Source organism: Ruegeria sp. CDSC042 (assembly GCF_059610745.1).
On sequence record NZ_JBXWOF010000001.1, the window covers coordinates 836,843 to 851,834 of the forward strand.

Consider the following 14,992-nt stretch of genomic DNA (forward strand, 5'->3'; position numbering starts at 1 on the left):
CTTGCATCCGATGCCGATCAAGATTCCCTCAGACCTGCCTGCATATGACGTTCTCACCAATGAGGGCGTCATGGTCATGTCCGAGGATCAGGCAATGCGTCAGGATATTCGCCCCCTTCGGATTGGGTTGCTGAATCTGATGCCCAAGAAGATTCAGACCGAAAACCAGTTCGCGCGACTCATCGGTGCAACCCCTCTGCAGATCGACCTGTCGCTGATCCGTATGACCGAACATCGGACCAAGAACACCGCAGCCGAGCATATGGCCGAGTTCTACCGCCCGTTTCAGGAGGTAAGGGACCAAAAATTTGACGGCCTGATCATCACCGGCGCCCCGATCGAACATCTTGAATTCGAGGATGTCACCTATTGGGAAGAGATCAGCGAAGTATTTGACTGGACCCAGACAAATGTCCATTCGACCTTTGGCGTGTGCTGGGGCGGAATGGCGATGATCAACCATTTCCATGGGGTGCGTAAACATATGTTGGACGCCAAGGCTTTCGGATGTTTCCGGCACCGCAATCTGGCTCCCTCCTCACCGTTTCTGCGCGGGTTTTCCGATGATTGCGTCATCCCGGTCAGCCGGTGGACCGAGATGAAGCAGGCCGAAATCGACAACGCTACCGGCCTGACCACCCTGTTGGGAAGTGATGAGGCAGGCCCCTGCTTAGTCGAAGATAAGGACCATCGTGCGATCTATATCTTCAACCACTTTGAATATGACAGTGATACGCTCAAGCAGGAATATGATCGCGATATCGACAACGGCACACCGATAAACGTGCCGATGAACTACTATCCAGACGACGACCCCTCGTGCCGGCCTCAGAACAGATGGCGCAGCCATGCGCACCTGCTCTATGGCAACTGGATTAACGAAATCTATCAGACAACACCGTTCGATATGGATCAAATTGGTTCTTAAAACCATCATAGCTCTTGCCCTGCTGATTGCTGGCCTGGCCACCGTAACAACTTGGCGCGTGTCACGGAACGAAGCTGTAGCCGAAGCCAGTTTCCCACCCGAGGGTCAGCTGATCGACGTCGATGGAGTCAGCGTTCATGCCGTAGTCATGGGGCACGGGCCCGATGTCGTGCTGATCCACGGGTCCAGTGGCAACACTCGGGACATGACTTTTGCCCTCGCCCCAATTCTGGCAGAAGATTTCCGTGTCATTGTTTTTGACCGGCCCGGATTGGGGTATTCCGACAGCTTCAATCCGGACGGCGAAACCCTTGAAGAACAATCCGAAATTCTGGGTCGTGCCGCAATCAAATTGGGTGCGGACAAACCCATCGTCGTCGGTCAAAGCTATGGTGGGTCCGTGGCGCTGTCATGGGCGGTTACACAGCCCGAAAATATCTCGGCCCTGGTTTTGATTGCTCCGGCCGCAATCCCATGGGAGACGCCGCTGGACGGTTTCAACCGAATGGCCGCGACCAAGCCCGGAAATGCGCTGGTGCTGCCCCTGATCAATGCCTTTGTTCCCGATTGGTATGTCGAACAGGCGATGGATAGTGTCTTTGCTCCCCAAAAAGCGCCCGAAGGTTATGCCGAACATTTCGGTCCGGGATTGACCATGCGCCGCGCTTCGATGCATGCCAATGCCAAGCAGCGGTTTAATTTGCTGAACGAAGTTCGTGCGCTGCAGCCGCGCTATAAGTATATTTCGGTCCCGACCGAGGTTGTGCATGGCACCGCCGACACAACGGTCGGGTTAGAATGGCATGCGGAACCCCTGATCGACCAAATCCCCGGCGCTGAACTGATCGAATTGCCGGGAATTGGCCATATGCCACAGATCGTTGCCGCACCCGAAGTAGCGGCCGCAATCATCCGGGCTGCTCAGCGGGCGGGTTTGCGTTAATTCCGAGGCTAATCCATAGTTAGATATGGATTTTATCGCGAGGTGACTCATGACACGAACTGGCAAAGGCACCATCGAGGAATATTACAAAAAACGTGCACCAGAAGAAGTCCGGAACGAGATCAAAGAGGCCGATAAGGATGACATTCTGAACCCTACATACCCCTATGACGAACGCATGAAGCGTAAGGCGTATGAGAAACAAATGCAGTCCCTGCAGATCGAGCTTGTGAAAATGCAGCTTTGGGTGAAGGAAACTGGCCAGCGTGTCGCTGTTATCTTCGAAGGCCGCGATGCCGCTGGAAAAGGCGGGACAATCAAGCGGTTCCGTGAGAACCTGAACCCGCGTGGGGCTCGGAACGTTGCGCTCAGCAAGCCATCGGATCAAGAGCGCAGCCAATGGTATTTTCAGCGCTATATCCCACATCTGCCCGCAGCCGGAGAAATCGTGTTCTTTGACCGCAGCTGGTATAACCGCGGCGTGGTGGAAAATGTGTTTGGGTTCTGCAACACAGAACAGCGTGAACGCTTCTTCCGACAGGTTCTGCCGTTAGAGACCGGCCTGTGTGACGATGGTATCCGCTTGTTCAAGTTCTGGTTGAACGTCGGACGGGCCGAGCAGTTGAACCGGTTTCTTGCGCGCGAAACGGACCCGTTGAAACACTGGAAACTAAGCCCAATCGATATCGCTGGTTTGGACAAATGGGATGAATACTCTGCTTCGATTTCCGAAACCCTTACACGCAGTCACAGCGAAGCCTGCCCCTGGACCATAGTTCGTTCCGACGACAAGAAACGGGCAAGGCTGGCAGCAATCCAAACCGTGCTTCATGCGCTGGACTATGATGAAAAGGACAAAAATGCGATTGGCGATATCGACACCAAGATATGTGGCGGGCCAGATATCTGGGATACCTGATCTTTCTTGCCGGCCAATATCATCACAAAGATTGGACGAATACGTGCTACCGGTTTATGTCTTAGTTCCTCAAGAATTGAACAAAAAAGGCGTCTGAATCAGGGATGACAAAACGCGGGTATCACCACGGCAACCTGAAACAGGCTCTGATCGACGCAGCTCTGTCCCTGATCGAGGAAAAGGGTCCGACCGGGTTCACCCTGTCAGAGGCTGCAAAAGCGGCAGGCGTCACGCCTGCAGCTGTTTATCGCCACTATCACGGGCGCGAGGACCTGATCGCCGAGGCGGCGCGTCAAGGGTTCGAGATGTTCGCCGATCTAATTCAATTCGCTTATGACAAAGGCCAGCCTTCGGCGCTGGCTGCATTCGAAGCAACCGGGCGCGCCTATCTGGCCTTTGCGCGCAAGAATCCTGGCCACTATATCGCGATGTTCGAAAGTGGGATTTCCGTCAACCGCACCCCAGAACTTGCCCTGGCTGCAAACCGGGCCAGAGATGTTCTAGAAAAAGCTGCAGCCGATCTGTCGCAACATATTCCGCCGGAAAAACGTCCGCCGGCTTCAATGTTCAGCGCACATATCTGGGCGCTGAGTCACGGTGTAGTCGAATTGTTTGCCCGTAACACCGGCGCCACCGCACCCTTCCCGCCCGAAGATCTTTTGGAAACGGGGATCGGTATTTATCTGCGGGGACTAGGGCTTGTGCCTCCGGATGAATAAGGCCGTCAGAACACCGGTTTCCGTTGCGGAATGCTGAGACCGGATGTGACATTAATCAGATCCATCTCACCCATACCCTTGATGTCCACACGCCCGATATCAGAGACCTGAAACTCGTCAATCAGGGCGTATTTCATTTCTTCAGGCGCAACAATATTCATAGGGTTTGCAAAGACTTGCAGCCGGGATGCGATGTTCACGGCGGGTCCGAAAACATCATAGACATATTTCTGAATACCAACCACTGATCCCACCGCCGGCCCCATACCCAGCCCCACACGTGCCTGCCACTTGTGCGGATGGCTTTCATTTCTCCGCTCAAGATAGCGAAGGAACCTGACCGCACAATGGGCAGCAGCAGTCGCATGATCTGGCGTAGCATCCGGCATACCTGACACCGCAAGATAAGCATCGCCAATGGTCTTGATCCGCTCACATCCGAACTGTTCGACGATCCGGTCAAAGGCCGTAAAGATGTCATTCAACTCGCTTAGGGTAACCGTCGGGTCCGTCTTGGCGGCAAAATCCGTGAACCCCACAAAGTCCAGCATCACAACTGACACCTGATCGTAAAGCTGCGGCGTGACCACACCGAATGTCTTGAATTCTTCATAAACAGCGCGCGGCATCAGGTTCAGCAACAGCCTTTCAACCCGCTCCTTCTCACGTTCCAACTCGCGCGTGTTGCGTTCGACCATAGTCGAGTAGCTGTCAATCATGCTTTCAAGTTCGCGGATTTTGGTGATGTTCTGAAACTCGATGACCAGAACCTGTTCCGAAAGACCGTTTGCCAGAGAAACTGCCGTTGCGAAAACCAATGTCCTGCGTTTCGGCTTGATCTGCAATTCGACCGAGTATCTGAGCCCCGATTGCTTTACGTCTTCAAGTTCACGCGCATCAAGGTCAGGAAAAATATCCAACAATGTCTGTCCATCAGCCGGAGGGCCAAACCATTCCTGAAAAGGGCCGTTGCAGAATACGAATGTAAGATCCGAAGCCCGAACCACTGCGACACCAACACCGATCGCGCGCAGCAGTTGTTCATTGATCGCAAGAATGCTCATGCCGCATCGCGCGTAACAATAATTGCACGTTTGGATTCGATCGCTCCCAAGGCAATCTTTACGTGCCGATCTTCCATTCCATGTAACGCCAGCGCTTCACCAAACAGATCTGCCATTTCGTCGAAATCTGCGTGCGAGATGTTCAGATTTCTGTGAACCGCTTCAATTCGATCATCACTAAAAGATGTCGGGCCACCGATCAGAGACGATACGAACTTGGTCTGGTGATCAATCAGCCTTGGCATGTCGATATCTTCGAAATGGTCACCGATCTGATCAGACTCCAGTGCCATTTCGTAAAAGGTCATAACGATCCGGCTGATCGTTTTGAAACCGCCATAATGCTCATAGATTGTCTGACCCACACCAACCCCAAACCGGAAAAACACCAACAACACTGGAAGATTATATCAATTTGACAGTTTTGTTAACGCTTATCGAGAATTACTATTTTTGCTTGGTTGGAAAGCCGTGATCAGCCCATGATCTAAACTAAACTCTCAGGTCTTCGGCACAGGGGATAAATCCGACATAACCCCCGCTTTCAAGCAATCGGGCTTCGCCTCTCTGGCGCCAATACAACTTGCGTTTCGCGGCCTGCAATTCGCGACGAATGCGAAACCATAGGGGTCCCTTATCCAGACCGCTATTGGTCTTTCTGTTTTGTGAACGTTCACTGACTTTCACGGTATCTTCAGCCTGATCTTGCTGTTTCGACCAGATCATTTGAACGCCGACTGCTGGAAAACACTGATACATTTGCCAATCCGGGCGGGGGATAGATACGAAATCATCCAGGTGATCCGAGTATTTCTCGGACCACTTCAGCAATTTACGGCAGGCCTCCTGCGACAGGATGTAAGCGGCCGCGCTGGGTGCCATTTCCAGCATCGGGCGAACCGGTACGCCGGATATCTGCTGTTCCGGGCCAAACCTCAGCGACCGGGGGGAATAGTCCAGCTTTAGGAAGTCGAACCCTGACCCTGCTTCGAGCAATCTGGCAATCACGCCGCCAGCTTGGGTCGACATTTCGACATCGTCTTCAAAGATCGCAACAGCCTTCAGGTCTTGCTGAACGGCACGCTTCCAAACGGCGCGATGGCTTTCGAAACAAGCGACTTCACTTTGTTTCAGACCCCAGCGGCTGCCAGAACCGGGAACATAACCATTTCCAACCAGAGCGCCCTCTTGTTGTGCATCGGTCGCACTAAAGCGTTCGGCCCCAATCAATCCAGTATGCGCAAACTGCGCCTCCATAAAGTTACGCCGTTCGGGTACCCGATCCAGATTGATATAGTAGACACCCGTTCCCGATGGCAGTTCATGATGGCCCACGGCTGTTCCTTTATAATGCCTGCACCAGATACACTTCGCACAATCGGATAATCAAGCCCACAGCCCCCACCTATCGCAGCTTTGAATTCCTGTCTAAGCTGCCAATGAATAGCAAGAAACGGGGGACTCGCCATGTCATCACATGGGTATAGCGGCGGGCGACTTAATCTGCCTTTCGTCGGCATTTCAACCTTCGGCAAGTCACCTTATGTCGAAGATTGGGACAACATCGATGCAGATGTCGCAATCATGGGGGCGCCTTTCGACTTTGGCACCCAATGGAGGTCCGGCGCGCGCTTTGGGCCCCGTGCTGTACGCGAGGCCTCAACCCTGTTCAGCTTTGGCCATGCCGGAGCTTATGACCATGAGGATGACGCCACTTATCTGGATGGATCGGTGCGCATGGTCGATATTGGGGACGCTGACATAATTCACACCAAGACAGATACCAGCCACGCCAATATTCAATACGGCGTCGAACGCATTCTGTCTGCAGGCGCCCTGCCCGTCACCATCGGCGGCGATCATTCGGTGAATATCCCCTGCATCAACGCCTTTGCCACAGAGTGCGCGCAGAACGGTCCGATCCATGTGGTCCAGATCGACGCGCATCTAGATTTCGTTGACGAACGTCATGGCGTCACTACTGGCCACGGCAATCCGATGCGGCGGGCGATTGAAAAGCCGTACGTCTCGGGCATGACCCAGCTGGGCATTCGCAACGTGTCGTCGACCGCTAAGGAAGGGTATGAGGATGCCCGCGCCCGCGGATCAGACATCCTGTCAGTGCGGCAGGTGCGCAAGTTGGGCACCGAGGGTGTATTGGAGCGCATCCCCGAGGGCGCGCGGTATTACGTTACGATTGATATCGACGCGTTCTGCCCCTCGATCGCGCCAGGCACCGGGACGCCCAGCCATGGCGGGTTTTTGTATTACGATGTGCTGGAAATTCTTCAGGGGCTGGCGAAACGCGGTGACGTGGTCGGGATCGACCTTGTTGAAGTCGCCCCAAGTTACGACCCAACCGAAAGCACGCAGATTCTGGCGGCACAGGTGCTGCTGAACTTTATCGGGTTTATCTTTCACGAACGGGGCAAGAAGGGCTGAACGCCCTTCCCGCCCATACGATCAGGCGCTGATCGTGTTGTGTTCAGGCCCATAGGGGAAGCCGGTGATGTTTTCAGCTCCGGCCTCTTCGACCACTAGAATGTCATGCTCACGATAGCCACCGGCACCGGGCTGTCCTTCGGGAATCCACAGCATCGGCTCGATGGACACGACCATGCCCGGCTCCAGCACCGTGTCGATATCCTCGCGCAGTTCAAGACCCGCCTCACGACCGTAATAGTGGCTGAGGATGCCGAAAGAGTGCCCATAGCCGAATGAGCGGTACTGCAACAGGCCTTCATCAGCAAAGAATCGATTGATCTCAGCCGTGATCCCCGAGCAGGTCGCGCCCGGTTTGATCAGGCTCAGCCCCAACTCATGCGCGGCGACGTTTGCCTTCCAGATGCGCAGGCTATCGGCGTCGGGTTCGCCAAGAAACAAGGTGCGTTCCAGCGCAGTGTAATAGCCCGAGATCATCGGGAATGTGTTCAGCGACAGGATATCGCCCTTTTGCAGCGCCCGCTTAGTGACCGGGTTATGTGCGCCATCAGTGTTCAGGCCGGATTGAAACCAGACCCAAGTGTCGCGGTACTCGGCCTCTGGATAGGCACGAGCAATCTCGGCCTCCATCGCGTCACGGCCTGCCATGGCGATATCGATCTCGGTCGCGCCTTCGCGGATCGCCGCGTGAATGGCTGCGCCGCCCACATCTGCAGTGTGTGCGCCGCCTTTGATCAGCGCGATCTCTTCAGCTGATTTCACCATACGTGCGGCCATCGTGTCAGGTGCAATATCCACCAATTCCGGCCCGCCCAGCATATCCAGCGCGGTGTCGCGCATTGCCAGGGTCATATGGTCGCCTTCGATCCCGATCCGCCGTGCAGATCCGATCAGATCAGCCACCGCGCGCCAGTAATTGTTCCGCTTCCAGTCGGTATAGATCACGTTGTCTTCAACCGAGCGACGCCAAGGCTGGCCGGCGTCGATATTGGCCGACACGGTGGTGCATTTGTCCTGAGTGACAACGCAACCGTAAGGACGCCCGAACGAGCAATACAAGAAGCCCGAGTAATAGGCGATGTTTTGCATGGAAGTCAGCAGAACTGCTGGAATATCGCGGGCGGCCATCGTGGCGCGCAAACTGGCCAGACGGCGTGCATATTCCGCCTTACTAAAGGGCAAAGGCGCCTTGTCACCGTTGTGGCAGGTAAAGAATTCGGGGCGATTGTTTAGATCATTCATCTTGGTCTCTCCTCGATGCCGGACAGGCAAAGCCCGGCCACTAGTCCCGGCGTTCAGGACAAGCGGCCTCGGGAACCGAGAGCCATGCACCCGCCTAGATGTCACGACGCCATCGTGACCGGGGTGCATGGTGAAATCGCTAAATCACCTTGTGAGTCGCGTCAAGCGGGACTGAGCCCCCGCAGGCGTTCAGACCGCCGCCGCAGCAGCTCTACCGTGGTCAACAGCGCAATCGAGATCACCACAAGGATGGTCGCTACTGCCAGAATGGTCGGGCTGATCTGTTCGCGCAGGCCGGTGAACATCTGCCATGGCAGTGTCTTCTGGCTGGCAGAGCCAACGAACAAAACCACAACCACCTCATCGAACGAGGTGATAAAGGCAAAGAGGCCGCCCGAGATCACGCCCGGCAGGATCAGGGGCATCTGAATCTTGAAGAACGTCCGCACCGGGCCCGCGCCCATATTCGCCGCCGCCCGTGTCAGAGAGCGATCAAAGCCCACCAGCGTCGCAGTCACGGTGATGATGACGAAGGGGATGCCCAGAACGGCGTGGGCAAGGACAACTTTCACATAGCCCACGAAGTTCTTGTTCATGCCCAGCGTGCCTTCCATGAAGCGACCGATATCGCTGTAGAAGAAGAACATGCCGGTGGCCGAGATGATCAACGGCACGATCATCGGCGAGATCAGGACGCCCATGATGACGCGGCGGCCGGGTACGTGGCTCTGGCTGAGGCCGATGGCCGCCAACGTGCCCAGCGAGACCGAGATGATCGTCGCAATCGGCGCGATGATCAGCGAGTTCTTGAAGCTGCGCTGCCATTCATTGTTGGTGAAGAAATCGCGGTAATGCTTTAGCGAATACCCTTCGGGGTCCAGACTCAGCATCTCAGGGGTGAAGGTAAAGAAGTCCTGCGCGTTGAACGACAGCGGCAGAACCACAAGGATCGGGGTGATCAGGAACACGAAGATCGCACCGCAGATAACCCGAAACAGATAGTGATAGAACACCTGTTTTGGCGTCAGATAGCTGAGCAGTTTGCGGCGATACCGGCCTTCATAGAGCCAATAGATAAAGAAGATAAAAAACCAACCGCCCAACAGGCCCAGAATGCCACCCATCGGACCTGACAACAGGAAACCGATGACGCCGAAACCCAGGATATTGATCCAGCGCGCCAGTTTTTCGTTCTTCAGAACGTTGATGTAGACCCAGGCCAGCGCGGCGATCAGAGCTGCGCCACCCAGAATGCCCAAAAGGATCGAGCCGTTGCCCGCGCCGACAAAGACGCCGGCTAAGGCACCCGCCAAGGCGACACTGGGCAGAACCATGGAGAGCGGTTTGCGGGATATCGGTGTAAGTGCAGCCATGTCGATTATCCCAACTTCACGTTATCAATGCCCACGATCTTGTCGTAGACCCAGTAGAGCAGCATGACGACACCCAGCAGGATCGTACCCAAGGCCGCAGCCAGTCCCCAGTTCAGCGAGGACGAGATGTGATAGGCGATCCGGTTCGAGATGAAGACACCCTTTGTGCCGCCAACGATTTCAGGCGTGATGTAGTATCCGATCGACAGAATGAACACGAGGATAGAGCCCGCTCCGATACCCGGAATGGATTGTGGGAAGTAGATGCGCCAGAAGGTCGTCCAGTTGGTCGCGCCCATGGATTTCGCCGCCCGCGTGTAAGTCACCGGGATCGTCTGCATCACTGAATACATCGGCAGGATCATGAACGGCAGCAGGATATGCGTCATCGCAATGATCGTGCCGATCTGGTTATTGATGATCACCAGTCGTGCATCATCGGCCACAAGTCCAAGCCAGACCAATGTTTCATTAATCACGCCCTGCTGTTGCAACATCACTTTCCACGCCGAGGTCCGCACCAGAAGTGAGGTCCAGAAAGGCAAGAGGACAAGGATCATCAGCAGGTTCGACACCCGCATCGGTAGGGTCGCCAGCAGGTAGCTAACCGGATAAGCCAGCAAGATACAGGACACTGTAATCACCAGTGACATGAACAATGTGCGGCCAAACAGCTTGATCAGAATCTGCTTGTCTTCAGGCTGCGACTGCGCGCCTTCGGGCGTGCGGCGCATATCGACCGCGTTCAGGAAATAACCATTGGTAACCGTTGGCGAATGGGTCTTGATCACTGCCCATGTCTTAGGATCGCCCCAGCCCTCGTGAATCTCTATGATCTGTTCCTTGAACGGTCCATCGGTTTCAGGGTCAAGCTTGCCCATTTTCCGGCCAGAGCGGCGGAACAAAGAAGACATGCCAGTCTCTTCGTAGTTCAGACGCGAGCCAAGGCGGGTGTGGGTTTTGCTATCAACGGCAACGACCATGTCGCGAACAAATGCGTCGTATACTGCTTCGTCCGGAAGCTCACCGCTTTGGGCATCCCAGCTTTGCAGGGCTTCCACAGTAAGCGGGAGGGTCTCTGAAACCATGCTGTTTTCAACCGAGCGGAACAGCATTGAAGCAATCGGCACGATAAAGGAAAACATGACAAATAGCAGAAGCGGAGCGACGAGCATCAATGCTCGTAACTTTTGCCGCCGCAGTGAACGTGCCAGAGATTGCTTGAGCGGCGTTCCGTCCGCTGCCAGCATCGGCCCCGCATTTTGGCTTGCGTCAGTCATCTGTGCCCCTTGACTCTGCTTGGGTCTGGGGGCGGCGCACCGCCCCCGACTGTTTCATGAAATCAAACGATTATTTCGCAAGCCAAGCCTGGAATTTCGCTTCGATGTCATCGCGGTAATCCGCCCAGAACTCGTAGTTATACAGGAACGTGTTCTTGGCGTTTTCCGGATCGGTCGGCATGTGCGGCGCCATGTCGATGCCAAGCTCGGCATGCTGACCAACCAGCGGAGCCGAAGAGGCACGGGCCGGACCGTACGAGATGTACTTGGCCTGATCCGCCAGACGCTGCGTGTCCGTTGCGAACATGATGTAGTCCAGCGCACGCTGCTGACGCTCTTCGCTCAGACCGGCGGGGATGATCCAGCCGTCCAGGTCAAAGATCTGCGCGTCCCACAGCATGGCGACGGGCTGCTTCTGCTCTTCGATCACGCTGAACAGACGGCCGTTATAGGTCGAGCCCATGATGATCTCGCCATCGGCCAGAAGCTGCGGCGTGTCGGCACCCGCGGACCACCAGACGACGTTGTCCTTGATGGTTCCCAGTTTCGCCAACGCCTGATCCTGACCTTCAGGGGTCGCCAGAACGTCATAAACGTCATCTTTGGCGACGCCGTCACAGATCAGCGCCCATTCCATGTTGTTGATGGCGCGCTTTTCCAGTGAACGCTTGCCCGGATAGGCCTCCAGATCAAATACGGCGCAGACATCGGTCGGAGGTGTGTCACCTACCAGGTCTGTACGATAGCCGAATGTAGTCGAATACACGATCTGCGGGATAAAGCACTCGCTGACCAGCAGGTCACCGAAATCATCGGCAGCCGAGGTGCCGTCGGGCGCCGGGGCCAGCATGGTGTCGGGGTCGATCTCCATCGCCAGACCTTCGTCACACAGACGAATTGCGTCCGCAGCAACAACATCCACTACGTCCCAGGTGATGTTGCCCGCTTCGTTCATTGCCCGCAGCTTGGCAACCGCTTCGGCCGAGCTGTCATCGTTAAGGATAGTGATGCCGCTCTTTTCAGAATAGGGCTCGTGATACGCCTTCAGCTGTGACTTGGAATAGGCGCCGCCCCACGAGACAATCGTCATCTCCTCGGCCATGGCGCCTCCGGCCACGGCAACAATGGCGCTTGCCATCAAAGTGGTTTTAACTTTCATTGTTAACTCCCTGTTATACCCGTAAATTTCTGAACAGACCGGATCACGGGGCAACCCGGCCGCCATTTACCCCCCAGCGATCCACCAGGGGACGTTCTTCATCAGGCGTCAAGTGCCCGGCAATCATGGGCCAACCAACCGATTTCAACTTCCTGGCCGGGCGACAACCGAACCGCATCGGGAGCGTTTCGGGTCTTGATGATAAAGTCTTCATTGCCCGCCACAGATAGGCGGAACCGGAAGACATCACCCATATAGATGAATTCTTTGACAGTCGCCTTTAGCGTATGCGCATCGGCATGCAGGCGATCTTTGTTGAACTCCACCCGTTCGGGGCGGATTGAAACTTTGGTCCGTTCACCAGCAGCGCTGACATTGACCGGTTTGGCGTCAATTTCTGATCCATCATCCAGTGCAACCACGCACGAGTCGCCGTCGATTGACTTAACAGCGCCTTCCAAGGTGTTGTTTTCACCAATGAACTGGGCAACAAAGCTATTTTCGGGCTCTTCATAGAGCAGATCCGGCGGCGCAAGCTGCTGGATGCGTCCGTCGTCGAACACGGCCACGCGATCCGACATCGTCAGCGCCTCTGTCTGGTCGTGGGTCACGTAAACTGTCGTAATCCCCAGCTCATGCGCCAGACGGGTAATCTCGAACTGCATATGTTCGCGCAATTGCTTGTCCAGCGCGCCCAGCGGTTCGTCCATCAAAACTAGCTCAGGCTCGAACACCAAAGCACGGGCCAAGGCGATCCGCTGCTGCTGACCGCCGGACAGTTGCGCCGGACGACGGCTGCCAAAGGCGCCCATCTGGACCATATCCAGCGCACGCTTCACTTTTTCTTCCCGATCGCTTTTGCCGATGTTTCGCACTTCAAGCGGGAACGAAAGGTTTTCAGCCACAGTCATATGCGGGAACAATGCATAGTTTTGGAACACCATGCCAATCCCGCGCTTATGTGGTGGAATGTTGTTGATCGGGCGTCCGTCCAACATGATTTCGCCATGAGTAGCGGTTTCAAATCCGGCCAACATCATTAGGCAAGTTGTCTTGCCTGACCCCGAGGGGCCGAGCATAGTTAGAAACTCACCCTTTGGCATCGAGAGATTAAGGTCTTTTACGACGAGTATCTCGCCGTCATAAGATTTTTGAACACGCTGAAATTCGACGAACGCTGCGTCATTTGACATTACCAACTTGGCTCCCCTGTGCGGTCTTTGCTTGCCCGGTTCATCCGGATCTCAAAGACCAGTCCACCCTATTTAAGGACATGGGGTACCAACCACGCAACCATAAATGTGACAGCTAGACGACAAAGAATCCTGTAATTCACTTCAGCTCAACTGATATTTCGATATCTCGTCCGCAACGCAAGGCCTTGAATGGCGTAATTTACTTGCTTCATTCGCCTCTATTTAACTTCCCAATCAACAACATAAATCTAATTATTTAAATGAGTTATAATTGCTATTTAAACCGCCGTATCTCCCGGCCCAGACCTCGACATCGATACTGAGTTGCTGAGAGATTCGCATGTCGAAAATCCTTGACCGATTGGAAAACGCCAAAATTATCTGGTGCAATCCAATCTAGAAACCGCGCTTTGGGGGGCTATTAATCTCATTTTGATAGGGCAGAGGTACGGATTTGCGAACCCCGCGTTTTCAGGCGCAATCGGATTCTGCCTTTGAGGGCAGTTGCACCCTCTTAACTTGCTGCTTCCTGTGCTTATTCCAGGGCAGGATTCAGATGCTTCTTGACCTTCTTCAATCCGGTACTTCGGATAAAATGCACAGAACTTGGGCATCGCTTCCAATGTTCAGGGCCTCGCAGACATCTGCATTCATCGCTGCTGCGACGCCGGCCCCGCCCGAAGCAGTTGTCGCCAACCCAGCCTCTGCCATGGCCGGTAAATACCGCACCACGTCGTCATCCGAGAGCGTCAGAAAACAGTTTGCATCCCGCGCCAGACCATTCAGCGCGATCAGCGAGGGTTCTTTACAGTCCAGCCGCCCCATGATGCTGTCAGGCCCATCCGCAAACACGCAGGTACCTGCTTCGATACTGGCTTGCAACGCAGGGGCCGCTTCGGGTTCCACGACAATGATCTTGGGTCCATCACCCCAGGCATGGCGCGCATAAGCTGCAACCGCCCCTGCCAACCCACCTACCCCGGCCTGCAAAATGATATGCGTGGGCGCATTTGGGCATTGGCGCACCGCTTCTGCAGCCATCTGCAGATACCCCTCCATCAGGGTGTGCGGCAGCTCGTAATACCCGTCCCACGAGCTGTCAGATAGCAATGTCCAACCGTTATCCTGCGCCGCTTTGCCAGCAGCCTCCATACTGGCAGCATAATCCGTACCTTGACGAACGACCCTGGCTTTTTGCGCACGAAGGCGTTCCGCGAAACTTTCAGGTACGGTTTCGGCGATATAGACCACTGCATCAGCCCCAAATATCCGTGCACCTGCTGCTACACTCATCCCGTGGTTACCCGCGCTAGCGGTGACATAGGTTTTCCCGCGTAAAGTAAACTCATCCGGTGTCTGCGCCAGATCAGCAGCGTGACGGGCGATGACATAGGCAGCCCCCAAAGCCTTGAATGACCCGAGGTTCATGCGCCCACGCTCATCTTTGACCCATAGATCGGCGACATTGGCCAAATCCTTGGCTTCAACCAGATTGGTTTCCGCTGCTGCAGGGCAAACTGTTAACAAATCAGCTACGCGAGCCGCGTTTATCGAAGGAAATGGAGCATTAGGAATCAATTTTTCCTTGCCGCGGTGTGGGTTTGAACTGAGTTTCAACAGTATTTCCTTCCTGAGTTGTCCATTGACGTGATCGGATTCGTAAAGTTCTGTCAACACGTCTCTAATCACGACACGAGGATCCGATGAGCCAAGTGAATCCGGCATTC

The 14,992-nt window shown here is 54.9% G+C and carries 14 protein-coding genes; 5 read left to right on the forward strand and 9 right to left on the reverse strand.

What is annotated here, in order from left to right; translation table 11 throughout:
• Positions 1 to 10: 10 nt before the first annotated feature.
• From metA to AC2FHX_RS04265, 4 genes are all read left to right on the forward strand, one after another.
• Positions 11 to 928, forward strand: a complete 918-nt coding sequence (gene metA / locus AC2FHX_RS04250; RefSeq protein ID WP_142634151.1) for a homoserine O-acetyltransferase MetA — start codon at positions 11 to 13, stop codon at positions 926 to 928.
• Positions 912 to 1,871, forward strand: a complete 960-nt coding sequence (locus tag AC2FHX_RS04255) for an alpha/beta fold hydrolase (RefSeq protein ID WP_496700433.1) — start codon at positions 912 to 914, stop codon at positions 1,869 to 1,871. Before metA ends, AC2FHX_RS04255 begins: the two co-directional genes overlap by 17 nt.
• Before the next feature lie 49 nt (positions 1,872 to 1,920).
• Positions 1,921 to 2,790 carry a polyphosphate kinase 2 gene (gene ppk2, locus AC2FHX_RS04260; RefSeq protein ID WP_496700200.1) on the forward strand — a complete coding sequence of 290 codons (870 nt, stop codon included), beginning with the start codon at positions 1,921 to 1,923 and terminating at the stop codon, positions 2,788 to 2,790.
• Positions 2,791 to 2,894: 104 nt separating this feature from the next.
• Positions 2,895 to 3,509 (forward strand): TetR/AcrR family transcriptional regulator, encoded by a 615-nt coding sequence (locus tag AC2FHX_RS04265; RefSeq protein ID WP_142634158.1) that lies wholly within the window; start codon positions 2,895 to 2,897, stop codon positions 3,507 to 3,509.
• A gap of 5 nt (positions 3,510 to 3,514) precedes the next feature.
• On the opposite strand, the gene AC2FHX_RS04270 is transcribed toward AC2FHX_RS04265, so the two are convergent.
• The 3 genes from AC2FHX_RS04270 to AC2FHX_RS04280 form a co-directional block, all read right to left on the reverse strand.
• Positions 3,515 to 4,573, reverse strand: coding sequence for an adenylate/guanylate cyclase domain-containing protein (locus AC2FHX_RS04270; protein ID WP_496695256.1), 1,059 nt, complete (start codon positions 4,571 to 4,573; stop codon positions 3,515 to 3,517).
• Entirely contained in the window at positions 4,570 to 4,962 is a 393-nt protein-coding gene (locus AC2FHX_RS04275; protein ID WP_496677803.1) for a group I truncated hemoglobin, read from the reverse strand. Before AC2FHX_RS04275 ends, AC2FHX_RS04270 begins: the two co-directional genes overlap by 4 nt.
• Before the next feature lie 103 nt (positions 4,963 to 5,065).
• Positions 5,066 to 5,908 carry a glycosyltransferase family 25 protein gene (locus tag AC2FHX_RS04280; RefSeq protein ID WP_496700199.1) on the reverse strand — a complete coding sequence of 281 codons (843 nt, stop codon included), beginning with the start codon at positions 5,906 to 5,908 and terminating at the stop codon, positions 5,066 to 5,068.
• A 132-nt stretch (positions 5,909 to 6,040) separates the two neighbouring features.
• Between AC2FHX_RS04280 and speB the strand changes: the two genes are divergently transcribed.
• A complete protein-coding gene (gene speB / locus AC2FHX_RS04285) occupies positions 6,041 to 7,015 on the forward strand; it encodes an agmatinase (protein WP_496700198.1) in 975 nt (324 codons plus the stop codon).
• A 21-nt stretch (positions 7,016 to 7,036) separates the two neighbouring features.
• Here speB and AC2FHX_RS04290 read toward each other — a convergent pair whose 3' ends face one another.
• The 6 genes from AC2FHX_RS04290 to AC2FHX_RS04315 form a co-directional block, all read right to left on the reverse strand.
• Complete coding sequence (locus tag AC2FHX_RS04290; RefSeq protein ID WP_496700197.1) at positions 7,037 to 8,257, reverse strand: aminopeptidase P family protein; 1,221 nt, start codon at positions 8,255 to 8,257, stop codon at positions 7,037 to 7,039.
• 161 nt (positions 8,258 to 8,418) lie between these two features.
• Entirely contained in the window at positions 8,419 to 9,630 is a 1,212-nt protein-coding gene (locus AC2FHX_RS04295) for an ABC transporter permease (protein ID WP_142634168.1), read from the reverse strand.
• Between the two features lie 5 nt (positions 9,631 to 9,635).
• Positions 9,636 to 10,910 (reverse strand): ABC transporter permease, encoded by a 1,275-nt coding sequence (locus AC2FHX_RS04300; RefSeq protein ID WP_271946783.1) that lies wholly within the window; start codon positions 10,908 to 10,910, stop codon positions 9,636 to 9,638.
• A gap of 70 nt (positions 10,911 to 10,980) precedes the next feature.
• On the reverse strand, positions 10,981 to 12,069 hold the full coding sequence (locus AC2FHX_RS04305) for an extracellular solute-binding protein (RefSeq protein WP_142634172.1): 1,089 nt from the start codon (positions 12,067 to 12,069) through the stop codon (positions 10,981 to 10,983).
• Between the two features lie 101 nt (positions 12,070 to 12,170).
• Positions 12,171 to 13,262 carry an ABC transporter ATP-binding protein gene (locus tag AC2FHX_RS04310; protein WP_142634174.1) on the reverse strand — a complete coding sequence of 364 codons (1,092 nt, stop codon included), beginning with the start codon at positions 13,260 to 13,262 and terminating at the stop codon, positions 12,171 to 12,173.
• Positions 13,263 to 13,838: 576 nt separating this feature from the next.
• Positions 13,839 to 14,882 carry a pyridoxal-phosphate dependent enzyme gene (locus tag AC2FHX_RS04315; RefSeq protein WP_496700196.1) on the reverse strand — a complete coding sequence of 348 codons (1,044 nt, stop codon included), beginning with the start codon at positions 14,880 to 14,882 and terminating at the stop codon, positions 13,839 to 13,841.
• Between the last annotated feature and the right edge of the window lie 110 nt (positions 14,883 to 14,992).